Below are 26,802 nucleotides of genomic sequence, written 5' to 3'. Positions count from 1 at the left end.
GGAGGCAAGATGTCGAAAGTCGCTTTGGTGATGGGGGTTGAGACGGAATGGGATCGGGCCGTGTTAGTCGGGTTATATCAGCAGTTGGCGGCGCAGGATCGGCTGTATTTCGTCGTGCCGGATCCCGCGTTTGGTCAAGCAATGTGTCGTCAGATCCAAGCGCTGGGCAGCACCAGTAAGATCCGAGCTGGCGCGGCACCGCCCAAGTTGGCGTTTGAGGTGTTGGATCGCAGCGACGCTGACGCCGTGGGCGATCTGGCGCAACGGCTGAGGATCCGCCATGGCGGCCTGAGTGTGTTGATCAACCCTTTAGCCCAGCCGCTGGATAAATCGCTCAGTGATAAGTGCCAGGTGCGAGAGTTTATTCGCACCAATAACCTCGCCGCTTCCGCGCTGTTGCAGAGCATGTTGCCGGTGCTGCTGGCTGAGGCCAGAGTGGTGATGGTGGCCAGTGCGCTGGGCTGTTTGCGCCAGCTGGCTCAGCCGTTGCAGGCCCGTTTTGATACCGATGGGGCTCAGTTTGCCGACATTGATGCGGTGATGCAGCACTACGTGGAGGCGGTGGAGCAGGGCACGGCGAAAGCCGAGGGCTGGCCGGATTGGCTGCAGATCCCCTCGCAGGTGGGGCGGGTGGCGCTGACCCGTGTCGCGGCTCAGTGGCTAGCCCGTGAGCGGCCGGACTCAAACATATTGATCAACGCCGTCTGTCCGGATCTGCATGAGGGCAAAGCGTCGGTGGACGTGAAGGACGTGCTCTGGCTGGCTTCCCGGCCGGTGGGTAGCCCGAGTCCGCAGGGGCAGTTGGTTCAGGGCCGCAGCGAGCTGCCCTGGCAGTAAACCGGACGCAAGGAAAAGCCAGAGCGGATGCTCTGGCTTTTCCTGTTTGGGGCTGATTCTGAGGTCGCCCGTCAGGGGGGTAAAGGCAATGGCCATTGTCGGCTTTCACTTTCGTGGGATGGTGAGGCTTGGCCGGATGGTAACGCGTTTTTTTTTAAGCTCAATTGCTGCCCATGTTAAGAAAATGCACAACAACACACCGTGAATGCCATATCTACATGTTTAACCAGCTGGGTGACGGGCCATTAACGGCGTTGTTACCTAATTCATGATCTGTGTCTCGGCAATTTGCTGTTTCGTGACGTACCGTTGCCGTGCTCTACCGGGGTTTTATGTCTGGTAATTCAAGATCTCAAAGCGGTTGTGATGGGGGTTTGTTGCAAATTCTATTCACAGGGCAGCGAACGGAGTTTTAAATGGCAAAAGGGGGAGAGTTCAGACCGATCCCGCTTTTACCGTGTCATTTGAGTGCATTTTATGATGCGCTTATTGGCTGGTCATTTTAAATGCTTATGTTTGCTTGGATCGCTCGCGAGCAATAAATGCTTATAGAGCGGTCGACCGTGTATTTGTGGATCGACGTTATCAGCCAGTCTTTTCATATATGGAAATAGAAGCAATGCTCAGAAAAACAACGATTGCTATCGCTTTAGCGTCTGCATTGCCCGCCTTGATGTGTCAGGCGGTCACTTTGCAGGAGAACGACAATGGCGATTATATCCAGCTGTTTGGTGAAGTAGGCGTTGGCGGGCATATCGCCACCAATCCTGACTACAACTTCAACGAATTCTATGACACCAAGGGGTATGTCGACGACAGTTACGCCACGCTCGGTATTCTGGGACAGCAGGGTAAGTTCCTTTACTCGCTGGAGATCGATTATCAGCGCGAAAATTGGCTCGGTGGCAGTGGCGAATTTGGCCTGCACATCGACAAGATGTACGTGGGCTACGCGTTTACGCCCCAGCATTGGATCGAGCTGGGGCTGACGGATACTGCCTTTGATCATTATGACCACTTTGGTGACTTCACCTTCAACAAGTCGGTTGAGACCGGCGAGGCGGGGGATCAGGAGAACACCATCAAGTACCGTGCCGATCTTGATTCTCTGATCTACGGCGTTTCCTACTCCTACGAAGGCAAACATAAGAATGGCGACGCGCAGGGCGACATCGTCAATGGTTATGTCGGCTATATGTCTGATTTCTTTTCTGTTGTTGTCGGTGCCGAAGGGCGAGGTGGCTCTGACGGGATCAGCAAGTATGGCGAGCAGCGCCTGCTGGGCGTCGGCGCACGTCTGCAGGTTATGCCCAAGTTGATGCTGGGTTTCAACGGTTTTGTTGAGGATGAAGATCTGGCGACCCGCCGTGCGGGTGAGACCTTTCTGGAATATGAAACCTTCCGTAATTGGGGCGTGACCGTACAAGCGAAGTACGAGTTCAGTCGCGCTTGGCAGGTGATCGCGTCGTACAACCATGAGCAGTATGAAAGCTGGGATGTGGAAGGCCCGAATTACGATTACGAAGGCTTGCCACCTGAGTATGGCAAAGAGCGTACCTGGGGGAGTTTGGGGGCGACCTATTGGCCAGCGGTCAATATTGTTCTTTCCCTCGAAGGGCGGGTTGGCGAAGCGCCTGAAGCCGCTTACGCCTACACCAGAGTGTATTTCTAACAACTCAGTGCCAGATAAAAAGAACAGGTAAGGCTTAATATGAAAATTAAAACTTTATCCCTGGTGATATGCTCGGTTATATCCACAGGGGTGCTGGCGGGTGTCGACGATCTCCTCATTACTGAGTTAACCCAGAAGAACTGGGAAGCCTCGGTTGGTGCGGTTGAGATCACCAATACTCACGCCACCGAAGACTTTACGTTTACTGATGATATTAACGCGTTTATCCACAGTAACGGTAAATACGAAAACGAACTGAAAAACAGTGATGGCAACCCGTTGCTCAGCGGCGTTACTATCCCTGCTGGTCAATCCCTGGTTATTCTGAATACCGATGCCAGTGCTGAATTTAAGTCCACCATTGAGAGCCACGGTGGTCAATTGATCATCGGTACAGGTTCTGGTGTAAGTGGTGCCTACGATAACTTTTACCTTGACGGTAACGATGGTTTTTACCTGACTCACAATGGCACCGTGATCGATCGCGTTGGCGCACAGGGGGATACCAGTGTCTGGGCGATGGACACGACCTTGCGCCGCCGTGTTACAGAGGCCGGTGAAACACCAGCTCAATCTCCGACCTTTGATGCCACTCAATGGCAAGACATTAACCCGCTTGACGCCAGTGGGCTGGGCTCCCCGGAGCTGGCGCCCGAGTATGAGGCTCCGGATGCCTTTGTCTGTGAACCAACCCACATTATCGGTGAAATTCAGGGCGAGGGTCATGTATCACCGGTGGTCGGTCAGACGGTGATCATTGAAGGGGTGGTCACCGCTTCCGGTCGATACCCGAGTCAGGGCTTTTACATCCGTGATCTGGTTCCCGATGGCAACCCACTGACCTCTGACGGGATCTTCGTCTATACCCCGGATAACACCAGCGATCTGGTGGGTAAAACCGTCTGTATGGAAAGTAAAGTCAGCGAGTTCTATGGCCAGACGCAGCTGAGCCCGGAGACTTGGGAGATCACCGACGAGAACTACACCGCGACTCAGGCGGTGGATATCGAGATCCTCGAGTCAGACAATGGCCTGTTCTCCAACACGCTGGAGCGTTACGAGGGGATGCTGGTGCGCCTGCCGGAGGATATTAATCCGCTGCAGGATGGCGCGCAGACCATGCGGGTTACCAAGACCTTCAGCTTCAATTACGACAGCTATCGCAACAACATGACGTTGTCCTATCTGCGGCCCAACATGCAGCCTAACCAGCTGAATGTGGCAGGCAGTCCGGAAGCTCAGGCGGCGATGGATCAGAACGACGATTATCGCCTGATCATCGAAAGCCCGCAGAAAGCGGACGATGGCATTATTCCTTACTTCCCCGACTTTAACGCCGATCCTGCCAACAACTACGTTCGCATCGACGACAGTGTGGTGGGCATGGAAGGCGTGATCGGCTATGCCTACGGTGATTACGCGCTGATGGTGACCAATGAACTGAAGTCCCACAACTTCATTCACAACATCAAGCGGACCGAGAGTCCGACGCTGAATGTCACTGCGCCAGAGGATCACTTCACCATCAAGGTGGGGGCGCAGAACCTGTTCAACTACTTCAACTCACCGTTCGGCGGCGATCAAAATAACTTTGGTCAGAACCGCGGTGCGGATACCCATCAGGAGTTTGCTCAGCAGAAGAGTAAGTTGGTGGAGGCGATCCGCAAGCTGGATGCCGATGCGCTGACCCTGATGGAGATCGAGAACAATGGCTTTGGCCTGCGTAGCGCCATCGCCGATCTGGTCAACGAGGTGAACGTCTACTACACCGAAGAGCGCCCGGATCGAGCCGATTGGCCTACCTCCACCGAGAACCGCTATGCCTTTGTCGGTTTTGACCACAATGGCAATGGCGTGCTGGATGAGCTGGATCATATTGGTTACGACGCCATCGCCACTGGGATCATCTATCGCCCCAGCAAGCTGAGCATCGAGCGGACCCGGGTGATCACCATGCCGCAACAGCGCGCGCCGAGCATCGTCAATGATAACAATGAGATCATCAAAGACGGTCGTGGTGAGGCGCTGGAAGATGGCCAGAACTACAACCGGGATGCCTTGGTGGTGACCTTCATCGTTAACCAAACCGGTAAGCGACTGACCCTGGCGGTCAATCACCTCAAGTCGAAAGGCTCTACCTGCTGGGAAGACTGGCAAGGGGTTGAGTTCGGTGATGCGCTCGTGTGGACGGACGATCCGGCGGATCTCGACAAGCAGGGATCCTGCGCCGAGTTCCGGGTCGCGGCTGCCGTGCATCTGGGGGAGGAGATGGCCAAGATCGACGGCGACAAGGTGCTCATTGGCGATCTCAACTCCTATGCCCAGGAAGATCCCATGCTGGTGCTCACCGAAAACCCGCGCAACAAAACCCTGACCACCGCCAGCCACACCTACATTGGCCACAAGCCGCAGTTCAATCTCGACGGTTCGCCGGTTGAGATCAGCCACTCCTACGGCTACGTCGATGTGCTGGCGCTGAAGGCGGAGGAGCGTGGCGAACTGCCATGGAGCTACTCCTACAACGATGAAGTCGGCTCGTTGGACCATGTCTTGGTGACACCGGGAATGGTCGATCGGGTGATTGACGCGGGCGATTGGCACATCAATGCCGCCGAATCGTCGCTGTACGATTACAACGATGAGTACAAAGGCGGTACTACCGACACCGACAATCGTTTCTACCAGCCGGACCAGTTCCGCTCCTCAGATCACGATCCCGCCATTATGTCGCTGAGCTATCTGCCGGGTGAAACCGATCCGGGCAAAGAGCTGCGCTTACCGGTTTGGCGCAAGCTGCTGACCATGCCGTATCTGATCCCAGACAGCGTTGAATCCCAGGTGGGAGACGTCGCGCACGTTGGCTTTAAGCCTGCACACGATGACGACCAGCTGGATCTGAGCCAATTGGTGTTGCCGAACGTGGTGATCCGCCAGGCGGGGCAGTCTCTGGTGCAGATGGAGGTGTTTGGCGCGCCAGATGCGGCATACGACGTCAGCCTTGAGCTGCGCCGGGACGGCACTGTGGTGCCGGGCTCTCAGCGTACGGTTCGGGTGCGGGTGCAACAGCGCGACACCTTGGTGCCCACCTTGGTTGAAGAGCGTCCTGACGGCACCGGTGGCAGCACCGGCTTGTTGAGCCTGTTGGGCCTGCTGGGCCTGGCCTGCGCGCGCCGTCGTCTACTCCGTCGATAAAGAAGATACGTGAGCGGCTCCCCGGCTGGACGGCCGGGGAGCCGTAAAAACGGACTCATTACAAAAATAAAGGATATTTATGGCTATCAAATTTAGACCGGTCGGCATCGCCCTGGCGGTGCTGATGGGCAGCCTGTCCGCGACAGTGCAAGCGGATCTGGTGATAACCGAATACATTGAGGGCGGCGGATACAACAAAGCTCTTGAGATCTCAAATCTAGGCAACGATACCGTTGATCTGGATGCAGACATTTATACGTTGAACCTTTACACCAACGGTAGCCCCACCGTCAGCAAGAGCCTCACCATGACAGGGCTTATCGCCCCGGGCCAAAGCTTTGTCTACTTCCATGGTGATGCAGCGACGGAGTTTCACGTCGGCACCCAAGCCAACGATGTCATGAACTTCAATGGCGACGATGCCCTAACTCTGATGCTTAACGACACGGTGATTGACCGGGTTGGCATAGTCGGCGACCGACCCAGCAGTGGCGGCTGGACCGATCCGAACGATCCTGACTTCAATACCAAGGACAAAACCCTACGACGTCGGAACGATATCACCACTGGTGATACTGACTCCTATGCTGATTTTCCTGGTGCCGATAATCAGTGGGTTACTTTTGACAAAGACACGGCCGATGGCCTGGGCTGTCCGGGTGAAGCGGCTTGTGGCGAGTCACCCGGCGTACTGCTGATCACCGAATACGTCGAAGGCACTAACAGCAACAAGGCCATTGAGTTATCCAATGTCGGCAGTGCCGCGTTGGATCTGGATGCCCACGAATACAAACTCACTCTCTATACCAACGGCAAAGGCTGGGATGAGCCGGGCAGCAATGAAGTGCTCACCGGCATACTGCAACCGGGCGAAAGCATCGTCTTTCACAACGCCAGTGCCTGGGATGAGTTCAAGGTGGGCACCGCCTCCACCGTCACCTACTTTAACGGCGACGACGCCCTGGTGCTGACCAAAGACGATGTGGTGATCGATCGCTTCGGTAAGTTAGGTCATCGTCCCGATGACGGTTGGACGGATCCCAACGATCCGAACTTCCACACCATGGACAAAACCCTGCGCCGTAAAGCTAGCATTACGACTGGCGACACGGATGCCGAAGCCGACTTTCCCAGCTCGCCGAATCAATGGCTGGTGTTTGAGGTTAACACCGCCGATGGCCTAGGTTGTCCCGGAGAAAACGCCTGTGAAGACGATACGCCGCCACCGCCGTGTAACGGCTGTGATGAGGTAGACAAGGTCGCTGATGCGTCTATCTTCAACCCAGATGAGTACTACACGGCGATCCTGAGCGGCAGCTTTGACTCCTCCGAAGCGATGCGCAGCGCCATCTCTGCCGTCATTGCTAGCGATCAGAAGAAACTGACCTACAAAGAGGTGTGGACGGTCGTAAGTTACTCGGATGAAGATCCCACCAACCCGGATAACGTCATCAAGCTCTACAGCGGTGAGTCAGTGTCGAAACAGTCCAATGGGAGTGCCATTGGCAGCTGGAACCGCGAGCACGTCTGGCCGAAGAGTAAAGGCTTCCCGAGTGAATCCCAGTGGGGCTATACCGATGCCCATCACTTACGCCCGGCGGACATGCAGGTCAACTCCACTCGCAGCAACTACGACTTTGAGTTCGCCAGCGAAACCGGCTCGGAAGTCAGTAATGCGCCGGGCAACTACGTTGATCATACGCTGAAGATCTTCGAGCCTCGTGATGCCGTTAAAGGCGACGTCGCGCGGATGATGTTGTACATGGATACCCGCTACCAAGGTGCTGAAGGCGATGGCAACATGCCCAACCTGACACTGCTGGATGAGGTCTTCGATGTTAGTAATGCCGGTGATGACATCCATTTCGCCGGGGTGCTCTGTACCCTGTATCAGTGGCATATGGATGATCCGGTGGATGATACCGACCGCTATCGCAACGATGTCGTCTATGAATACCAGGGCAACCGCAACCCCTACATCGACTACCCTGAATGGGTCCAGCAGGTGTACGGCGCCCAATGTGGTGACGCGCCGCTGCCGGATCTGGACGTGGATGTGATCATCGATGCGCCAAGTGAAGTGGCAGAAGGTGAGGCGTTTATTCTGGATGCTTCCGCCACCACAGGTGCTGAAGATCAGGTGTTGAGCTTTAGCTGGGCGCAGGTGAGTGGTCCTGAGACGGACTTTACCACCGACGGTGCCGTGCTTACCGGTGTGGCACCAATGGTCAATAGTGACACCTCGGTGCAGTTTATGCTGACGGTCAGCGACGGTGAGCTGCAAACTCAGCAAACCGTGACACTGACTGTGACCGGCGTGGCGTTCGAGGTTAGCATTGACTTCAGCGGTCCAGGCGAGGTTCAACAAGGTGAGCTGGCGGTGATCAGTGCTACTTTGCAGAACGTGCCGGAAGGCCAGAGCCTGAGCTACCGTTGGGAGCAACGCTACGGCACCACGGCGGAGTTCAGTGCTGAGGGATTGACGCTGAATGTGACGGCGCCCCAGGTGGCGATGGATCAGCAACTGCAGTTTGCGCTGATCGTCTCCAACGGTCACGACGAAGTTGAAGCCAGCTATGCACTGGCGGTGCTAAATCAGCAAGCGCCGGGCTGGACCATGCCTGACGGCGCGGGCTCCATCGGCGGCTTGACGCTGCTGCTGTTGCCGTTGATCTGGCGTCGTCGACGTCACGCCTAACGCAGCGCACCAGACGCAGCCCCGGGATAGTATCCCGGGGCTTTTTTGTATGGGGAGGGTCGACGGTTCGCTATCCCAATCACACGCAGTATTTGCTCGGTTAGATCCCTGCTGAGCTACGACCGAGCCTGTGGCCCTTGGGGGGGTCGTTGACGTGGACTTTGGTTAGGCCGAGGGAGTCAATGACGAGCTCGACTCAATGTCTGCCAAGAGCTTGATTTTGAATCGCGTAAATACCAAACGCGGTTGATGGCATTTCTCTCAAACGGGCTTGGCCCGGTTGCGTTAACGGCGAGACTCAGGGAGGATCACAGGTTAGCCTTGATCCTCTCGTACCGGCAATGGCTCATCCGAGCTTTGGCTCGTACGACCGACAAACACACTGGGTTTCGGATCCGGTTGTGGCAAGGCCAACCGGTTTCAGTGCGAGCAGCACTAACCCTGTTTATCAACCTCAACAAGGAAATGTCGTTAATGCGTGTGCTACAACGCAGCAGTCTCTTTGCCATCGTCATCGCCTTCCTTTGTGGATGCGCCTCTTTACCCGCCCAAGTCGACCACGTGAATGACTCCGGCATCGCGGCACCTGCGAATGCGCTGTTTGAGCTGCAGCAGCGCCCAGAGCCTGAGTCGGGAATGAGTTTCGTTGCACTGCAGGAGACCGGATGGGATGCGCTGGCACAGCGTCTGGCCTTGATCGAAACGGCCCAGCACAGCATTGATATTCAGTATTACATTTGGAATTCCGATCCCTCGGGTCTGTATCTGTTGGAGCGACTGATGGCCTCGGCGGATCGGGGGGTTCAGGTTCGGCTGTTGCTTGATGATATCAATGTCGACGAACGCGAAGACTTGCTGACCACGCTGGATGCACACCCGAATATCTCGGTTCGGATCTTTAACCCCATTCCGAGCCGCCGTGGGGTGATGAAATGGCTCAATGTGCTTGGCGACTTTTCCCGACTCAATCGCCGTATGCACAACAAAACCTTTACCGTTGATGGCGCCGCGTCGATTGTGGGTGGGCGCAATATCGGCGACGAATACTTTGACCTGTCCGATGAGATCAACTTTCGCGATCTCGACGCCTTAGTCATTGGCCCTGTGGTCGCAGATATTCAGGCAAGCTATCAAGCGTACTGGAACAGTCCTTGGTCGTACCCTATCGATCTGCTCGGTGGCAACACACGTTCAAACCACGCCCAGTTAACGCAGGCCACGGCGCCCATCTATAAAAATTACCCCGCTCTACCTGAGGGGCGTGCTGCGGCCAACCAATTCCTAATGGCGTTAATGGAAGACATGGCTTGGGTCAAAGCTGATTATGTTGTAGACCGGCCGGTTCCCGCAGATGTGAAAGACAGCAACGAGCCCAAAGCGACGGCGCGGGCGTTAGATGAGTTGGCGCAACAGGCTGAAGATTCGATTTTGATCGAATCCGCCTATCTGGTTTTGGATGACCGCCAGCTTAAAAAGGTGGCGCAGTTAACCCATGCCGGCGTTGAGATCAAAGCCCTGACGAACTCGATGGCCTCGAATGATCTGCTCACTAATCACTCAGGCTATGCCGGTCGACGCAAGGCGATCCTAGCGCATGGCATGGCGTTGTTTGAATTGAAGCCAGACACCACATTGTGCGGGCGATCCACTCAAGATCACGCCAAGTGTGCGCCACTTGCGCCCTATGGGTTGCACAGCAAAGCGGTGGTGTATGACGACAAGATCGTGGGGATCGGATCGTTTAACCTCAATCTGCGCTCAACGTACCTCAACACCGAATCCGTATTGCTGATCGAGAGTGAGACACTGGCGCACGACTTGGCTGGAAAGATGGCTGAGGCGATGGCGGAGGAGCACAGTTGGCATCTTGAGCTCAAGCACGATCAGTTGCATTGGTATTCGGGGGATTCCAGCTGGACAAGCGAACCGGAAATGGGGCGATGGCCGCGGGCGAAATCGCGCTTATTGCAGCTGCTACCGATAGAGAAGTATCTGTAAGCCGGTGAGGTTGCCGCAATGAAGGCGAGCAGCGGTGTATTGGGCGCAATCGTCCTCAGGGTGCTTGGCCGTTAACGGTGGCGATCTGGTTTGCTCTGCCTGAGATCGGCACCAACAAAACCGGCAGCCAAAAGGCTGCCGGTTTTGTTGGTTTTAGGCGTCGAGGCTCAGGTATTGACGCTGAGCAGGCCAAGCTGCTCGAAGCGTTGGCGCAGCATGGCCATCGGCATGTTGCCCGCCGCTAAGAAGTGGCGGTGGAATGCCTTGTCTTGTGCATCGGCGCTCATGTCCGGATGGGCTGCGACAAAGTCGCGCTTGAGCTGCCACACTAGGGTGTTGCCCAGCAGATAGCACATGGGGTAGCCGCGCTCTTGCGAGTACCAGTTGAGCTCGGCCTGGACTCGGCCATCGGTGAAGCCGGTGACGGTTTTGAGCAGACGGCTTGCGTTGTCGAAGGGGTCGTCGCTGTCGCTCGCCACATCGTAGCCGATCTGCAGATAGCGTTTCTCGCCGGTCATAAAGTAGAGATCAATGGCGACCCGGGCGGAGATCCGGCTGATATCGAGTTTGGCGATGAAGCGGCCCTCGTCGGTGAGCTCGCCCATCAGATCCTGATCCAGCATGTAGTCTTCCAGCATGGTGGTCCAGCCTTCGGCCAGCTCCATGGCGGGGAACACGCGGCGCACCACGGAGGCGTTGAGGCAGGCGGTGGCCAGTTGCAGGTGATGACCGGGAATGCCTTCGTGCACCATCATCACCGGAATGCCCAGCTCAGTGTGTTCATCCAGCAGGGACTCGCTCAGGGTCAGGTAGATCTGCGAGGTTTTGGTGCCGGCGCGCAGCGCGGCCGGTTGCATCATGGCGCCGGCGGGGATCATCGGCGCCATAAAGCCCGGGGTCTGCATGATGTTCATGCTTTGATCGGCCGGGATGGGGAAGAGATCGCGCGCCTGGATGAACCCAGCTATTTTGTCCGCTTCGCGCTGATAGCGGCGGATCACCGCGGGCAGATCGCCTTGGGGCACGTCGACCGCAAAGCGTTTATTCAGATATTGCTGCAGCTGCTCAACCGAAGTGTCTTCGGCCAATTGATAGCGGGCGTTGAGTGTCTGGCGCAGGGTTTCTAGCTCAGCGCGGGTACGTTGGACAAAGTCGCAGGCAAATTGGTGGATCTCATCCAGGCTCTGCTCTATGCCGTTGAGTTTGACCAATTGGGCCGCTTGTTTGGCACCGATGGCGAACGTCGGGGTCGTCGGCAGTGCCCTGAGTTGGAGCGTGTAGCGCTCGATGGCGTCGTCGGCTTGCACCACAGCCCGTTTGAGCGCGGTCAACTGCGGGTACTGTTGCTCGCTGGCCCAGTCAATAATGGTGGCAAAGAACTCGGGCAGACCCTGCAGGGTTTCGATCTCGATCTCGACCCACCGCTGCACTGGCGTATCTAATCGGCCTAACAGGGCTTGCAGATAGGTCGGCACCTGTTGCAAGCGCGATAGGATATCGTCGAGACGGTCATCAGCGGGGCGGGGATCGGAGATCACCAGCAGAAAGATCCCGCTGCTGATCTCATAGCCCGCCTTCGGCAGTCGGGTGAGATTGAGCTGCCCGTCGACATGCAGATCGTGCTGAAAGCGGATCTGCTCGGCGGTCAGGCGCATCAGCTCCAGATCTTGCAGTTGATCAAAGTCGGCCGGATCGCCGAGCTCTGCGATGGCTTCGAGCAGCAACTCGGCCAGATCGGCACTGCGTTGTTGCGCTGCGAGGGAGGGATCGGGCAGATCCCCGAGCCGCTGTGCCAGACCCAGCTCAACACAGGCATTGGGGTTTTGGCTGATCAGCTCGAGGTAGCGATGTTCAATGCGGGCAAAGGCGTCCATGATAATTTGACTGCGACAGGATAGTTGCTTGTGATGGTGGCACAGGTCAGCGTGTACGACAAGGGGCGGTCGGCGCGAATTTTTTGTTTAAGTCGTTGTTCAGGTTTGATTTTATGTCTGAGCGACATGCATACATTACGACTGGCGAGGGTGTCGCCGCTCGCTCTGTCGGGCGGCGAGCGGCTGGAGGGAGACAACAAAAAGGGGAAGCCGATGGCTTCCCCTTTGTTGGTGTTTCAGGTGGTTATACCTGAATTACCAGATCTTCAGCTCTGGACGCATCCAACGCTGCATCCCGTTCAGACCCAGCATGAAGACACCTTTAACTGGACCGTGCAGGGCCAGCATGTGGCGACGGTACAGGGTGGTGTAAACAAAGCGCGCTGGCCAGCCGTGAACGTTTACGCCGCCTTTGAGGAAGGTAAACATGTTGCCCACGGTGTGGAACTTGGACATGTTCACGAAGCCACCCAGGTTGTGGTAAACGTAAGGCTTCAGCTCAGCGTTCTCGTCTTTGAGCAGCTTCATCAGGTGATCGCCACACAGCAGCGCCATTTGACGAGCGGTTTGGCCACGTGGTGGGGTGTAAGAACCGTCTGGCTGAGGACATTCTGCACAGTCACCGAAGGAGAAGATGCGTTTGTCGTCGATGGACTGACAGTTCTGACCGACTTTGATCTGGTTGGCACGGTTGGTTTGCAGATCCAGGGTGCTCAGGACTTCTGGGGCTTTTACGCCAGCGGCCCAGATCATCAGATCGGCAGGGATGAACTTACCACACTTGGTGTTCATGCCTTTCTCGGTCACTTCAGTCACCATGGTGCTGGTGTGGATCTCGATACCCAGATCGCGCAGCTGCTTGTCGACGGCTTGTTGCAGGCTGTCCTGCTCCAGGCCCGGCATCACTTTGTCAGCGGCTTCGATCAGGTTTACTTTCAGCAGGTCCGGCTTAATTTCGTAGCCGTAACCGCGCAGGATGTCTGCAGCGTGGTGCATCTCAGCAGCCATTTCAACGCCGGTCGCGCCGGAGCCTACGATGGCGATCTCGAAGTGATCGTGATCTGGGTTCTTGGCGTACTGCAGGAAGCGGGTCAGGATCTTCTTACGCAGATCCATCGCTTGATCGGTCAGATCCAGGAAGTCACAGTGCTCTTGAACACCTGGGATACCGAAGTCGTTGGTGACCGCGCCGATCCCCAGTACCAGGTAGTCGTAGTCCAGCTCGCGCTCTGGCAGAACTTCTTCGCCTTGGGCGTTCTTCATTGGCGCCAGGATCACCTTGCGGTTTTCACGGTCTACGCCAGCCAGTGCACCCTGCTCAAATTTGTAGCCAGTCTGGGAGCCGTGTACGCGGTAATCAACGGCGTTGATCCCTTCGTCCAGGCTACCGGTTGCCAGTTCGTGCAGTAGGGCTTTCCAGATGTGGTGATCACATACGTCAACCAGGGTGATCTCAGCCTTGCCTTTTTTGCCCAGCTTACGACCGATTTTACCCAGAAGCTCCATACCGCCAGCGCCACCGCCGACAACTACGATCTTGGTCATTATTGACTCCGATTTATAAGTATTGAAAATCCGTTTGACGCATGCCGTGCCTCAGAAGATAGCCACGTTTCTGCGCGGTCTGAGGTGTGTAGGGCATTGATGACAGAGCGGTGCTCGAATGTCATTTTCTTTCAATTAAGGCGCCTTGCTGAGCGATTTTACACAGTATTTTCGATCAAAAGTTAATTTTTTACCGAGGCTTTTGTCAAAATACCATCTAGATCACCGTGTGGCAGCGAAAAGTGAAATTTTACGACTCACTTGCGGTTTGGTCTCGCAGGTTCTGTGTTTGCACAAGGGCAAAAGCGTGAATTTCGTTCTGTTCGTTCGTGAAACGAGACATATCACCACGCGTTCAGCAGACATGGGCTGAGTTGTCGTTGTCGGTGCATATATTGAGCTGACTTCGAGTGAGGCGGCTGCCGTAACGTACCTATGCCGCTCTATCTGTGCAGACGCAAAGCGATGAACGGTGCTCGGTTATGGCCAGCAAGTCTCCTAACGAGGATCATCCTCATTTTGAACCTGAATTTTTGTCCACAGAGATCGCGATACTTCGTAGTTGTTGCCACTATAACTCTTAACTGCATGAATTCAAAGGGTTAAAAAAAAGAGTCAAAAATGTGGCGATTGTCGCAATCCTTGTATAACTTAATTGCTATCCATGACAACGCTGTCATTTGCCATGGAACTGACATGACAGACGATAACAAGCACAAGGAAGAGGATAATGATGGGAACGGGTAAGTTTAAGCACCATCTACTGGCGACCTCCATCGCCACAGTATTAGGCGCGGCGGCGGTGATCCCAGCCACGGCGGTGGCAGCGCAAGGCGATGACCAGGTCGAAGTGATTGAGGTGCGCGGGATCCGAGCCAGCGCCAAGGCGTCGATAAACACCAAACGATTCAATGATTCTGTTGTGGATGCGATCACGGCAGAAGATATCGGTAAGTTCCCAGATAATAACGTGGCTGAATCCTTGTCTCGTATCACAGGTGTCGCGGTAAGCCGCGAATTTGGTGAAGGTGAAAAGATCACCATTCGAGGTTCGGATGCCACCAAAAACCGGACCCTGCTCAATGGTCAGAATGTGGCGACAGCCGACTGGTTTATTCTTGATAGCCCTTCCCGTGGCTTTAACTTTACCTTGCTGCCCTCTTCATTGGTGTCGGATCTGGAGGTGTATAAGTCGTCCCAAGCTGACATCGATGAAGGCTCTATTGGCGGTACGGTGTTGATGCGTACGCGCCGTCCGCTGCAATTGGATGCGAACACGTTCCAGTTTAGCGCTAAGGGTCAATACTCAGAGGTATCAGAAGAGTTCGAGCCGAATTTGTCCGGCTTATATTCTTGGAAAAATGATCAAGAGAGTTATGGCTTCCTGATCTCTGCGGTATCTGATTCTCGCACTGTCGTTCGCGAAGGCGTTGAAGTCCTCGGTTGGAATGATGTCGATGGCGGTGGCAAGGTGCCCAGCGTCATTGGCGTACCGCGATTTGAGCAGGAGCGTGAACGGACAACGGTTTTCGGTAGCTTCCAGATCGCCCCGGGCGACAATTGGGATCTGACCTTCAATGCCTTGTATTCTGAGTTAGATTCCGACAACCAGAATCAAAACTGGTTGATCTTCCCAGGTAATAACGTCGCTGATCTGACCGATACGGCGGTGACCAATGGCAATATTGTTGCGGGGACGGCGCAAGCGGGAACCATGGAGTACAACTTTATTAACCGGGAATCTCGAACGGAAACCGAGTCTTACGATCTGGACTTTAATTACGCCGGTGACGCGTTCTCGTTCCACGCGCAAGTGGGAACGACCCAAGCGGAGGGGGGAACCTACAATGAGGCTTCCTACAGCGCGGGCCCGGTCAGTGGCGGCGGTTATGATTATGATCTGCGAGGCACGCCTCAGCTGAACACCACCATCGATTCGGCCGATCCGAGTCAGGTGAAGCCCGGTTGGATCTGGGGCGGGAACAAGCCAACAACGGATGAAGAAACCTATGCTCAGTTCGATTTTGATATCCCGGTTGAGTTGGGCGCCTTTACCGCCATCAAAACCGGCCTGAAGTACCGCGACCACGAACGGACTCAGGATCGCCAGGTGTACAGCTGGCATGGGCCAGGTACCTCCTCCAATCCAGATTCGAGCTATCTGGCGGACTTCTTTGCCCAGTGCGTGACTTGGGCAGAGTGTGGGCTGGGCGATAAAGGCAGTGTAAGCGTCGGCACCGATGTGGTTTCCGGCAACATGACCCAGCAGATCGCGCACAATCGTGATGCGATGTGGAACATTGCCTTTGGTCCGGACGCGGATTACGCGATCAGCGAAGCGTTGAACGAGATCTGGGCGGTCAAAGAAGAGATCTTCGCGGGTTATGTCATGGGTAACTTTGATGGCGAAGGTTTTCGAGGCAATGTCGGGGTTCGGGTGGTCTCGACCGATCAGACGGCCAGCTCCTATCAGTACAGTGGTAACAGCCCGTTCCGGACCATAGATCGTGAGTGGCTGACGGTGACGGATGCCACCTGGGTGACGGAAACCCGCTCTTATACTGAGGTGCTGCCGAGCTTTAATATTGCGTTTGATATGACGTACGATCAGATCGTGCGCTTTAGCGCAGCTCGAGTGATGGCGCGTCCTAATTTCTCGGATCTGGCGCCTGTCGCGATCCAAGGGGATTTAGGCGTGGCTCAGCCGCGGGGAACGCGAGGGAACCCTAACCTGCTGCCAGAGATCGCCAATCAGTACGATCTGGCCTGGGAATGGTACTTCGACGATGCTTCGCTGTTCTCTGCCACCTATTTCTATAAGGACATTCAGAGCTATCGTACCAGCGGCGAAACCCAGTCTTACGTTTATGATGAGGAAACCGACAGCGATGTTCTGGTGACCTTCACTCAGCCGCTTAATGGGGCCGGTGGCAGCACCGAGGGTGTGGAGCTAACGTATCAGCATGACTTTGGTGGTTTCGGTGTGATCACCAACTACACCTACACGGATGCGGGTAACGATGAGGCGCGAGACATCGCCGTGTCGGGTTCGGGGTTGGTTCCTGGTGTGTCTGAACATATGGCCAACGTAACGGCTTACTATGAGAACGACACCTTTGGTGCACGCCTGATGTATAACTACCGCACCGAATGGTACAAGGGGCTGCATTACTCCGGCGCTGAATTGTGGAACGACGACTTCGGTCAGTTGGATTTCTCCTCATCGTATGACGTGACCGACAATGTTCAAATCGTGTTTGAAGCCGTCAACCTGACGGACGAGGAAGTGGTTGAGTTCAGCACGGACAAGAGCCGTTTGATGTCTATCTATCAAAATGGCCGTCGTTTCGTGATCGGTGCGAACCTGAGATTCTGAGCTTCATGATCTTGTCAGGATGCGAAAGCCCCACGTTGGTGGGGCTTTTTGATCAGTCCTGTGCGCTAGGCCCGTTCAGAGCTACGGGATCAGCGATGCAAACTCCAATGTGAGAGCACCCCCTCTTTTTTCTTTCACAATTAACAGGTAGTTTATGGCCGGTTGATAGTTTTGGAGAATAAGAATGATTGCCCCATTGCAAGCGAGCAAACACGCAAATACCCGCATCAAGGCGGATCCCGGTTTCCAGCACGTGAAAGATCAGCACATCGCTCCCGTTGTGGCGCATGAGTTTGTGCAGGCGGCAACCGAATACCCGATCGTGTTTGTTAAAAACGGCGAAAACGAGCAGTTTCAGGCTGTGGTGATGCTGGGCCTTAAGCCAGAAGAGAACCTGTTCTGTGGCGATAAATGGCAAGGGATCTACATCCCTGCGGCCATCGGTCATTACCCTTTGATGCTGGTGCCGGATGCCAAAAATGAAGGTCAGATGATCGTGGCGGTGAAGGAAGACAGCGAGCTGTTGTCTGAAACCGAAGGCAATCAGTTGTACACCGAGCAGGGTGAGCCGACCGAGTACTTCGAGATGCGCAAGCAGAAGCTGGGCCAGTACGTGGAAGCGAGCCAGTTTACCCACCACTTCGTGGCGCACTTGGCTGAGCTGGGCCTGTTGCACACCCAGACCCTGACCGTCCGCTTTAACGAGCAGAGCGTCAACCTCAACGGCGTTTACATGGTGGATGAGAAGAAGCTGAACGAGTTGGATGACGACAAGTTTGCTGATCTGCGCAAGCGTGGCCTGCTGGGCCCGATCTACGCGCACCTGACGTCGCTGCAACAGATCAATCGCTTGGCGCACATGAAGGCGCAAAAACAAGCCTGATCTCGCGATTGCGTTTGTTCCGGCATAGAGCCCCCAGTTTTGGGGGCTTTTTTGTACCTGGCTGCCTGGCAGGGAGATGACGCGCAAAGGAAAGTCGGGCTGGCTTTTGCTAAGTCACTGTTGTCGAGGCGGACTTAGCCGTCGCTGGCGTGTGTAGTGGCGATGTCGGTTGTTTGTGAACAAAAAGTCAAATTAGCGCTGGACAGGAAATGACAGCGTTGTCATTATGGCGTTCAGGATGTAACACAATTTTGATGTCGAGCTTGCTGTGCGAGCCACCGAGGTGGGGGATCTCTCCCCAATGGCGTTGCCTTTGACGATCTTGCCACCCCTCTTGGTAGAGGCATCCGCCGTGTGTTGTACGATCGCAGACGGCGTTTTTTATTGCTGCCCGAGGGCAGAGTAGACAGGGAAGATACGATGTCACGAGTGATGTGGTGCTTGGGTTTGTTGGGCCTAACCGGCGTATTGATGGGTTGTCAGCCGACGTCCGAGCAACCGTTGGTGCCGCTGGCTCAGCAATTGGATGTGCGCTATCAGGTGTTGGACAACCGGCCGGATCCGCAGTGCGATCCCGCGAAGGGCGATGGTGCCTGCTACCGAGCGCAGATCACGCTAACCGCGGGGGAGAGCCCCTTGCCTGCCAGTGGCTGGGAGATCCGTTTCAGTCAGATCTCCTTCGTGCAAAGCGCAGAAGGGCCACTGCAGATAGAGCACCTTAATGGCGATCTGCATCGGCTCTATCCAACGGCGGCGTTTGCTGGCTTGGCGCCGGGCGAGCAGATCAGCGTGCCGTTTCGCGCCAACTTCTGGAGTGTGTCCAATTGGGATGCGATCCCCAATTATATATTGATGATGGAGGGGGCCGAGCCGGCTGTGATCGCCTCAACCCGAGAGGCGCGCGATCCTGAGACCGGGTTGTGGGATCTGCCCTTTGTCGAGCCACTGACCGATCCCGAGCGCCAGCTGAAGCGTACGGCGCAGGACCATACCCCGTTGGCGACGGCGCAGCGGTTGTATCAGGTTAACCATGCACTGGGCGCCCAGCCCAGCGCGGCCCGGGGCGTGGTGCCGACGCCGCGCACACTAACCTTTCTGGACGAAGCGCCGGTGCATCTGGCGCGGGGCTGGCACCTGCTGAGCAATGAATTTTCTGCGATGACGGCGCCATGGCAGCGTCTGGCGTTGCTGGGTTTTGATGCCGATGCGCATGGCGTGCCGATCCATCTGAGTCGCGAGTCTGGGTTGGCGGCGGAGGGCTATCGACTGACGGTGGGGGCGGAGGCGATCCGGATCGTGGCATCAACCCAAACGGGGGCGTTTTACGGCTTGCAGACGCTCGCTGGCTTGATCCGGCTGGATGAGCCCACCCTGCCTGCGGTTCAGATCGTCGATGAGCCTCGCTATGACTATCGGGGCATGCACATCGATATCGCACGTAATTACAGCGGTGAAGCGGCGCTTTATACCCTGCTGGATCAGATGGCGGCCTATAAACTCAACAAGTTGCACCTGCACATGGCGGACGATGAGGGCTGGCGTTTGGCGATCCCCGGTTTGCCTGAGCTGACGGAGCTGGGGGCGCAGCGCTGCGCCGATGACAGCGAGCAGCGTTGTTTGTTGCCGCAGTTGGGGGCGGGCACGGATCCCACCAGTGCGGTCAATGGCTATCTGAGCCGTGAGGAGTACATCGCGTTGCTGCAGTATGCGGCAAAGCGCCATATTGAGGTGATCCCGTCGCTGGACATGCCGGGTCATTCGCGCGCTGCGGTGGCGGCGATGGGGCTGCGTCAACGGCGATTGCTCGCGCAGGGCAAGACCGAGCAGGCCGATCAATACCGGCTGCACGACGTGGAAGACGCGCCCCAATACCTGTCGGTGCAGTATTACACCGATAACACCATCAATCCGTGCCTGGACTCCAGCTACGCCTTTATCGGCAAGGTGCTCGATGAGGTGAAGGCGATGCATGACGCCGCTGGCGTGCCGTTGAGGATGTATCACATCGGTGCGGACGAGACCGAGCACGCCTGGGATCACTCGCCGCGTTGCGAGGCCCTGATCGCCTCGGAGCTGGATCTGGATTCCACTGAGGCGCTGACCGGCTATTTCATCCGCCGGGTGGTGCAGTTGCTCAATGAGCGTGGCATTCGGGCAGCGGGGTGGAGCGATGGCATGCTCAAAGCCGCTGCCCAGCTGGATATCCCAGTGACCTCTTACAGTTGGGATCTGTTGGCCTGGGGCGGACACGCAAAGGCCCATCAACAGATGAGGCTGGGCTGGGATGTGGTGCTGTCCAGCCCGGACGCGCTCTATTTTGATTTTCCCTATGAGGCCGATCCGGACGAGGGCGGTTACTACTGGGGTAGTCGGAATACCAACAGTTATAAGGTGTTCAGTCTGCAGCCCGATAATCTGCCGGTGCACGCTGAGATCTGGCGTGATCGTCAAGGCAATGGCTATCAGGCCAAAGATACGTTGCCGCGCTTGCTCGCTCACGGACTGCGCGGGATCCAGGGCCAACTGTGGACCGAAACCACCCGCCATGCCGATGTGATCGAATACAAGCTGTTTCCCCGCCTGTTGGCGTTGGCGGAGCGGGCATGGCATCGGGCTGACTGGGAGCTGGCTTACCGGCCGGGTCGCGACTTTGGCCCAGACACACGTCATTTTCAGCAGCAGGCACAACGGGATGCGGATTGGCGGCGGTTTGCGGCCTTGCTTGGACAGCAGGAGCTGGCCAAGTTGGATCGCAGCGGGGTGGCTTATCGGATCCCCACGCCGGGGGCGCAGATCGCTCAAGGGCAGTTGCACACCAACGCGATCTTCCCCGGTTTGCCGCTGGAGTATCGCATTGGCGATGGGGCTTGGCAGCGCTGGCAGCAACCGGTCTCAGTGGACGGCAGCGTCGAGGTGCGGGCCCGCTCGGTCGATGAGGCTCGGCCCGGGCGCAGCTTGAGGGTGCAGCCGTTAGAGCTGTCGAGTCAACGGGCCGCTTTGGATAAGCCGACACACGGTGAGCGTTAGAGGGCAGTGTGAGCATGAATAAGGATGATCAGCGAATGATGCTAGGGATCGATGGTGGCGGCAGCAAGTGCCGAGCCGTGTTGTATCACCCCAACGGTGGGATCTTGGGCAGCGGCCTGAGCGGCGCCGCCAATCCGGTCAATGGGCTGGCCGCGGCGCAGGATTCCATCGTCGATGCCTGTGAGCAGGCTTTAACGGTGGCGGGTTATGGCCGTGATCAGCTGCAGCATTGTGTGGTGGGGGCGGGGTTGGCCGGGGTGAATCTGCCCTCCTGCATGGCGGCGATGACGCACTGGCAGCACCCCTTCTCCGAGCTGTATGTGACGACCGATCTGCATATTGCCTGCCTCGGTGCGCACGGTCGCAAGGATGGCGCCATCATCATCTCGGGCACCGGCTCTTGTGGCTACCTCAGCCAGCAGGGTCACGGCAAGATCTACGGCGGCCATGGCTTTCCTCAAGGCGATAAAGGCAGCGGTGCTTGGTTTGGGCTTATGACCGTCCAGCGGGCGCTTGAGGCATGCGATGGCTTGGGGCCTCAGACGTGGTTGACCGAGGGGCTGAGTCGACATTTTCGCTCATCGGATCCACTGTTCTGGATCGAGCAGTTGGCGGGGCAGCGCTCGACCGCGTATGCCCGGTTGGCGGGTGTGCTCTTTCAGGGCGTCGAGCATCAGGATGTGGTGGCGCAAAAGATCCTGCAGCAAGGGGTGGATTATCTGACGCGATTGGCCACGCGGTTGCTGGACGACGGGGCGCCTCGATTGGCACTGCTTGGTGGCTTGGGGCCGTTGTTGATCCCCCATCTTGATGAGGCGGTCCAACGAGCATTGTGTCCGGCGCAGGCGACGCCGGAGATGGGCGCGGTTTTCTTCGCGCAGGACTCTATGGGCCTGATCTGATCCTCGAACTCCCTTTTTAATTGGCGCAAAAGACAAGGAATGGCAGCAATGAGCAGCATTATGGAGCGAGAGGCGCTGGAAGCGCCGACTCGGATCGCCGAGCAGTTGCGGCACAATGAAGCGGCATTGGCACAGTTAGGGGCGCAGTTGCGGATCACGCCGCCGCGGTTTGTTATGTGGGTCGGGCGGGGCTCGTCTGATCACGCCGGCGTCTTCGCCAAGTATTTAATCGAGATCGAGCTGGGCATTCCCACCTTTGCCTCGGCGCCGTCGGTCGCCAGTCTCTATGGCCGTGAGTTGGCCCTGGAGGGCGCCTTGGTGTTAGTGATCTCTCAATCCGGCCGTAGCCCCGATATCTTGGCGCAAGCACAGATGGCGAAACGGGCTGGTGGCCGTGTTGTGGCCTTGGTCAATGACGCGGAGTCACCGCTGGCTGAGTTGGCGGATCATGTCGTGCCACTGTGTGCGGGTAAGGAGCAGGCGGTAGCGGCGACCAAAAGCTACCTGGCGACCCTGTCGGCGCTGCTGCATCTGATCAGCGCCTGGCGTCAGGATCCCGCGCTGACGGAAGCGGTAATGAACCTGCCGGCGATGCTGGATGAGGCCATTGCGGCGCCCGAGCAGTTGCTCTCGGCCAGCGTGGCCGAGGTGGCGAATCTGGTGGTGCTGGGCCGGGGGCTGGGCTACGCCGTGAGTAAGGAGATCGCACTGAAACTTAAAGAGGTGTGTGGCATTCATGCGGAAGCGTTCTCCAGTGCCGAGTTCTTGCACGGACCGGTGACCTTGGTAGAGCAGCAATTAGCTCTGCTCAGTCTGAATATTGTCGACGAGTCTAAGCCGGCCCACGATGAGCAGATGGCGGACATTCGCGGTCGCGGTGCCAGCGTGGTCGACTTGAGTCAGACTGGCTCCGCGCACCCAAGAGTGGCACCCTTATCCTTGATACAACGCTTCTATCTGGATGTGGAGCGCGTGGCCCGCGCTCGCGGTATTGATCCGGATAACCCCAAGGGGTTAAAGAAAGTGACGCAAACCTTGTAGATCCCCCCAATTAGGAGAGCCCAGACCGATGGCGCAGTTTTACCAAGTTGATCGACTCTTTGATGGAGAGCGGTTTATCGAGCCGGCTTGGCTGAGTGTGGCCGATGGCGCCATTGTGGCTTTAGGGCATGGCGATGCGCCGGCTCCGGCGACGCCATTGCACGGCACGCTGGTGCCTGGGTTTATCGATGTTCAGGTTAATGGTGGTGGCGGTGTGCTGTTTAACGCCGAGCCGACGCTGGCGGGACTGGGGCAGATCATCCAAGCCCATGCCCGATATGGCAGCACGGGTTTGATGCCTACCTTGATCACCGATGAGCTGGCGGTGATCCGCCGCGCGGCGGACGCCGTGGCCGCAGGGCGACGTCAGGGGTTGCCCGGCTTGCTCGGGGTGCACTTTGAGGGGCCGCATCTGTCGGTGGCGAAAAAGGGGGTACACAGCCCCGAGTTTATCCGGCCGATATCGGATGAGGAGATGGCGCAATACTGCCGTCAGGATCTGGGCGTGGTGATGGTGACGGTGGCACCGGAGCGTATGTCGCTGCAGCAGATCGCTCAGCTGGTCGAGGCGGGCGTGCGCGTTTGTCTGGGCCACTCCAATGCGGATGCGCAAACGGTCAATGCGGCATTGCGCGCCGGTGCATCCGGTTTTACCCATTTGTTTAATGCCATGTCGCCCTTTACCTCGCGGGAGCCGGGGATGGTCGGCGCCGCCCTGCTCGATGAGACCGCTTGGTGCGGGTTGATCGTCGATGGTCATCATGTGCACCGGGACAGCCTGCGGTTGGCACTGAAGATCCGCCCGGCTGATAAGATGCTGCTGGTGACCGACGCGATGCCGCCGGTGGGTGCTGCAGGCAGCGAGTTTGAATTGATGGGACGGGCGATCACCCGTCAGGGTGACAAGTTAACCGCCCCCAGCGGGGAGTTGGCGGGATCGGTATTGGATATGGCCAGTGCGGTGCGCAACAGCCTGGCTTGGCTCGGCTTAGAACAAGCACAGGTATTGAAAATGGCCGGGCGCTATCCGGCGGAGTTTCTGGGACTGGCGCCGCACTACGGGCGGCTTCAATCCGGCTCTGTGGCCGACATGGTGTTGCTCGATGGGGCACTGCAGGTACAGCAAACCTGGATCGGCGGTCAGCCGCAGCAGTAAGTGATAACAAGAACCGGGGGTCGAGAGCCCCTGAGTACAACCACCATAAGGAAGTGACAATGCAGACAATGACGATAAGTCGCTTTTCTCGCAGGCAGTGGCGCAGAGAGCACAGCGGTTTCCAGCTACAGACAGCGTTCGCGATTCGAGGCGTATTATGACGATGACAAAAACGGCAGCGGTGGCGTCAGGAGGGGCCTCGCGACGCAGCAGCGTGTTACCCATGTGCATCATAGGGATCCTGTTCTTTATCTTTGGTTTTGTGACCTGGCTGAACGGTTCGTTGATCCCGTTTTTGCAGATCATCTGCGAGCTCAATGAGTTCCAAGCGTTGTTTGTCACCTTTGCGTTTTACATCGCCTATACGGTGATGGCGCTGCCGATGTCGTTTATTCTCAAGCGCACCGGTTATAAGAATGGCATGGCGCTGGGCCTGGCGCTGATGGTGGTTGGCGCGCTGCTGTTTATCGTGGCGGCGCAAAGCGCGGCTTATCCGCTGTTTTTGACGGCGCTGTTTGTGCTGGGGACCGGCCTCACCATCCTGCAGACGGCATCCAACCCCTATGTGGTGTTGATCGGCCCGAAGGAGAGCGCAGCGATGCGGATCAGCATTATGGGGCTGATCAACAAAGCGGCGGGGGTGTTGGTACCTATCCTGTTTACCGCCATGGTGCTGTCCGGTTTCGAGGGGTTTAGCGCCGAGCAGCTGGCGGCGCTGCCCGAGGTTGAGCGTCAGGCCCAGATCAGCGAGCTGTCTTCCCGTCTGGTGGCCCCGTATCTGTATATGGCGGGCGCGTTGGTGTTCTTGATCGGTCTGGTGAAGTTCTCGTCCTTGCCTGAGCTGGAGTTTGAGCAGAGTGACGCCCATCAGGAGAAGGGCAGCATCACCCAGTTTCCTCAGGTGGTGCTGGGGGCCGTGGCGCTGTTTGCCTATGTGGGCATTGAGGTGATCGCCGGCGATACCATTGGCCTGTACGGCGCTGGTCTCGGGGTGCAGAATTTTGCCTCGCTGACCTCCTACACCATGGTGTGTATGGTGATCGGCTATCTGATCGGCGTCACCTGCATTCCCCGCTATCTGAGTCAGGAAACCGCGCTGCTGGGCTCCGCCATTGCGGGCATTTTGTGTGTGCTTGGCGTGGTGTTCAGCTCCTCAGACAGCACGGCCATGGCCGATCTGCTCTGGGGCTGGAGCGGCATTCCCGTGATCCCCAATACCGTTACCTTTGTCGCCCTGATGGGATTGGCTCATGCGCTGGTGTGGCCCTCCATCTGGCCACTGGCGCTGGAGGGGCTGGGGAAGTACACGGCGCAGGGCTCGGCGTTGTTGATCATGGGGATCTCCGGCGGTGCCATTCTGCCTTTGGTGTTTGGCAAGGTGGCGCACTTTAGCGGCGATACCCAACTGGCCTATTGGGTCGGTTTGCCCTGCTATCTGTTTATCCTGTTTTATGCCGTCAAAGGGCACAAGCTCCGCAACTGGGGCCGCTGATGGAGCGGGCGAGCAATGGCCAGCGTGAGCGGTTGCTGGCCATCGATGCGCTGCGCGGCTTTGATATGTTCTGGATCCTCGGCGGTGAGCAACTGTTTGCCGCCTTGCTGTTGCTGACCGGTTGGCAGGGCTTTGCCTTGGCTGCTGCGCAGATGAGCCATGCCCAATGGCATGGCTTTACTTGGTATGATCTGATCTTCCCCCTATTCATCTTCCTCTCTGGCGTCACTCTGGGGCTGCGCCCGCTCTCTCTGCCCGCGCTGCCTGCGGTTGCGCGGCGACAGCGCTATCGCAAGGCGATAAAACGGCTGCTATTGCTGTGCCTGCTGGGAATGATCTACAACCATGGCTGGGGCACGGGCATGCCTGCGGCGCCTGATGAGATCCGCTACGCCAGTGTGCTGGGCCGGATCGGCATGGCCTGGTTTATCGCTGCGATGATCGTCTGGCATCTGCCATTGAAGGGGCAGCTCTGGGCCGGTGCGGGGATCGCGCTGGCATATGCGCTGCTGCAGGGGCTCTGGCCGGAGGGCTACAGCGCCGCAGGCTCGGTCAATGCCTGGGTGGATCAACGCTTTTTGTCGGGGGGGACGTATCAGAATGCGCCGCTGGATCCGGAAGGGCTTCTCTCTCATCTGAGTGCGGCGATCAATGCCTTGGTCGGCGTCTGGGCTGGGCGTTGGCTCAGTCAGCCTTATTCGTTGTGGCGACGCAGCGCTGCCTTGTGTGGTGCGGGTTTGCTGATGCTGGCGCTGGGCTGGACGCTGGATGGTTGGATCCCGGTCAATAAGATCCTGTGGACCGTGACCTTTGTGTTGGTGAGCTGCGGCTGGAGCGCCCTGTTGTTGGCGTTGTTTCTGGTGCTGGTGGACGGGCTGGCGTGGCACAGGTTTGGCGGTTTGTTTGCGCTTATTGGCGTTAACGCCATCGCCATCTACCTGGCCAGCGCCTTATTTTCCTGGGACTACCTGGTTAGTAGCCTGGCGGGCGGGCTGATCGCGGCATTGCCGGGCTCGGCCCAAATGGTGGCGTCGGTCTGTGCGCTGTTGGCGCTGCAGTGGGCGCTGTTGTGGTTTATGGCTCGGCGCCAGATCTTCATCAAGGTCTGA

15 protein-coding genes are annotated in these 26,802 nt (G+C 57.2%); 13 read left to right on the top strand and 2 right to left on the bottom strand.

The window, feature by feature from the left end:
- Positions 1-9: 9 nt before the first annotated feature.
- From ABEA08_RS01200 to ABEA08_RS01180, 5 genes are all read left to right on the top strand, one after another.
- The gene (locus ABEA08_RS01200; protein ID WP_345332429.1) at positions 10-837 is read left to right on the top strand and encodes a Rossmann-fold NAD(P)-binding domain-containing protein; all 828 of its coding nucleotides are present in this window, start codon (positions 10-12) and stop codon (positions 835-837) included.
- Positions 838-1,456: 619 nt separating this feature from the next.
- A complete protein-coding gene (locus ABEA08_RS01195) occupies positions 1,457-2,509 on the top strand; it encodes a porin (RefSeq protein ID WP_345332427.1) in 1,053 nt (350 codons plus the stop codon).
- Positions 2,510-2,548: 39 nt separating this feature from the next.
- A complete protein-coding gene (locus tag ABEA08_RS01190) occupies positions 2,549-5,701 on the top strand; it encodes an ExeM/NucH family extracellular endonuclease (RefSeq protein WP_345332424.1) in 3,153 nt (1,050 codons plus the stop codon).
- A gap of 79 nt (positions 5,702-5,780) precedes the next feature.
- Positions 5,781-8,399 carry an endonuclease gene (locus tag ABEA08_RS01185; RefSeq protein WP_345332422.1) on the top strand — a complete coding sequence of 873 codons (2,619 nt, stop codon included), beginning with the start codon at positions 5,781-5,783 and terminating at the stop codon, positions 8,397-8,399.
- Positions 8,400-8,873: 474 nt separating this feature from the next.
- Positions 8,874-10,397, top strand: coding sequence for a phospholipase D family protein (locus ABEA08_RS01180; RefSeq protein WP_345332419.1), 1,524 nt, complete (start codon positions 8,874-8,876; stop codon positions 10,395-10,397).
- Positions 10,398-10,564: 167 nt separating this feature from the next.
- Here the strand turns inward: ABEA08_RS01180 and ABEA08_RS01175 are convergent, their stop codons facing one another.
- On the bottom strand, positions 10,565-12,271 hold the full coding sequence (locus ABEA08_RS01175; protein ID WP_345332417.1) for a DUF885 family protein: 1,707 nt from the start codon (positions 12,269-12,271) through the stop codon (positions 10,565-10,567).
- Between the two features lie 255 nt (positions 12,272-12,526).
- Entirely contained in the window at positions 12,527-13,816 is a 1,290-nt protein-coding gene (locus ABEA08_RS01170; RefSeq protein WP_345332415.1) for an NAD(P)/FAD-dependent oxidoreductase, read from the bottom strand.
- Positions 13,817-14,546: 730 nt separating this feature from the next.
- Here ABEA08_RS01170 and ABEA08_RS01165 point away from each other — a divergent pair.
- From ABEA08_RS01165 to nagX, 8 genes are all read left to right on the top strand, one after another.
- Complete coding sequence (locus tag ABEA08_RS01165) at positions 14,547-17,192, top strand: TonB-dependent receptor (protein WP_345332412.1); 2,646 nt, start codon at positions 14,547-14,549, stop codon at positions 17,190-17,192.
- A gap of 184 nt (positions 17,193-17,376) precedes the next feature.
- Positions 17,377-18,075: a SapC family protein gene (locus tag ABEA08_RS01160; RefSeq protein WP_345332410.1), complete on the top strand. Its 699-nt coding sequence runs from the start codon at positions 17,377-17,379 to the stop codon at positions 18,073-18,075.
- Between the two features lie 420 nt (positions 18,076-18,495).
- Positions 18,496-21,102 (top strand): family 20 glycosylhydrolase, encoded by a 2,607-nt coding sequence (locus tag ABEA08_RS01155; protein WP_345332407.1) that lies wholly within the window; start codon positions 18,496-18,498, stop codon positions 21,100-21,102.
- A gap of 14 nt (positions 21,103-21,116) precedes the next feature.
- Positions 21,117-22,004: a glucosamine kinase nucleotide-binding domain-containing protein gene (locus ABEA08_RS01150; RefSeq protein ID WP_345332405.1), complete on the top strand. Its 888-nt coding sequence runs from the start codon at positions 21,117-21,119 to the stop codon at positions 22,002-22,004.
- A gap of 48 nt (positions 22,005-22,052) precedes the next feature.
- Complete coding sequence (gene nagB-II, locus ABEA08_RS01145) at positions 22,053-23,045, top strand: glucosamine-6-phosphate deaminase NagB-II (protein WP_345332402.1); 993 nt, start codon at positions 22,053-22,055, stop codon at positions 23,043-23,045.
- A 28-nt stretch (positions 23,046-23,073) separates the two neighbouring features.
- On the top strand, positions 23,074-24,201 hold the full coding sequence (gene nagA, locus ABEA08_RS01140; RefSeq protein ID WP_345332401.1) for an N-acetylglucosamine-6-phosphate deacetylase: 1,128 nt from the start codon (positions 23,074-23,076) through the stop codon (positions 24,199-24,201).
- Positions 24,202-24,364: 163 nt separating this feature from the next.
- Positions 24,365-25,693, top strand: a complete 1,329-nt coding sequence (locus tag ABEA08_RS01135) for a sugar MFS transporter (RefSeq protein ID WP_345332445.1) — start codon at positions 24,365-24,367, stop codon at positions 25,691-25,693.
- Positions 25,693-26,802, top strand: a complete 1,110-nt coding sequence (nagX, locus tag ABEA08_RS01130; RefSeq protein WP_345332398.1) for a transmembrane glucosamine N-acetyltransferase NagX — start codon at positions 25,693-25,695, stop codon at positions 26,800-26,802. Before ABEA08_RS01135 ends, nagX begins: the two co-directional genes overlap by 1 nt.

Source organism: Ferrimonas pelagia, from assembly GCF_039543565.1.
Lineage (GTDB): Bacteria > Pseudomonadota > Gammaproteobacteria > Enterobacterales > Shewanellaceae > Ferrimonas > Ferrimonas pelagia.
Note: the sequence above shows the minus strand (reverse complement) of the source record. Positions and strands in the feature narration are given on the sequence as shown.

Excerpts from the sequence above, each read along its gene's own strand:
- ABEA08_RS01185 (WP_345332422.1), top strand. The coding sequence starts at position 5,781 with ATGGCTATCAAATTTAGACCGGTCGGCATCGCCCTGGCGGTGCTGATG.
- ABEA08_RS01190 (WP_345332424.1), top strand. The coding sequence starts at position 2,549 with ATGAAAATTAAAACTTTATCCCTGGTGATATGCTCGGTTATATCCACA.
- ABEA08_RS01155 (WP_345332407.1), top strand. The coding sequence starts at position 18,496 with ATGTCACGAGTGATGTGGTGCTTGGGTTTGTTGGGCCTAACCGGCGTA.
- ABEA08_RS01160 (WP_345332410.1), top strand. The coding sequence starts at position 17,377 with ATGATTGCCCCATTGCAAGCGAGCAAACACGCAAATACCCGCATCAAG.
- nagB-II (WP_345332402.1), top strand. The coding sequence starts at position 22,053 with ATGAGCAGCATTATGGAGCGAGAGGCGCTGGAAGCGCCGACTCGGATC.
- ABEA08_RS01200 (WP_345332429.1), top strand. The coding sequence starts at position 10 with ATGTCGAAAGTCGCTTTGGTGATGGGGGTTGAGACGGAATGGGATCGG.
- ABEA08_RS01180 (WP_345332419.1), top strand. The coding sequence starts at position 8,874 with ATGCGTGTGCTACAACGCAGCAGTCTCTTTGCCATCGTCATCGCCTTC.
- ABEA08_RS01135 (WP_345332445.1), top strand. The coding sequence starts at position 24,365 with ATGACAAAAACGGCAGCGGTGGCGTCAGGAGGGGCCTCGCGACGCAGC.
- nagA (WP_345332401.1), top strand. The coding sequence starts at position 23,074 with ATGGCGCAGTTTTACCAAGTTGATCGACTCTTTGATGGAGAGCGGTTT.
- ABEA08_RS01195 (WP_345332427.1), top strand. The coding sequence starts at position 1,457 with ATGCTCAGAAAAACAACGATTGCTATCGCTTTAGCGTCTGCATTGCCC.
- ABEA08_RS01170 (WP_345332415.1), bottom strand. The coding sequence starts at position 13,816 with ATGACCAAGATCGTAGTTGTCGGCGGTGGCGCTGGCGGTATGGAGCTT.
- ABEA08_RS01165 (WP_345332412.1), top strand. The coding sequence starts at position 14,547 with ATGATGGGAACGGGTAAGTTTAAGCACCATCTACTGGCGACCTCCATC.
- ABEA08_RS01150 (WP_345332405.1), top strand. The coding sequence starts at position 21,117 with ATGAATAAGGATGATCAGCGAATGATGCTAGGGATCGATGGTGGCGGC.
- ABEA08_RS01175 (WP_345332417.1), bottom strand. The coding sequence starts at position 12,271 with ATGGACGCCTTTGCCCGCATTGAACATCGCTACCTCGAGCTGATCAGC.
- nagX (WP_345332398.1), top strand. The coding sequence starts at position 25,693 with ATGGAGCGGGCGAGCAATGGCCAGCGTGAGCGGTTGCTGGCCATCGAT.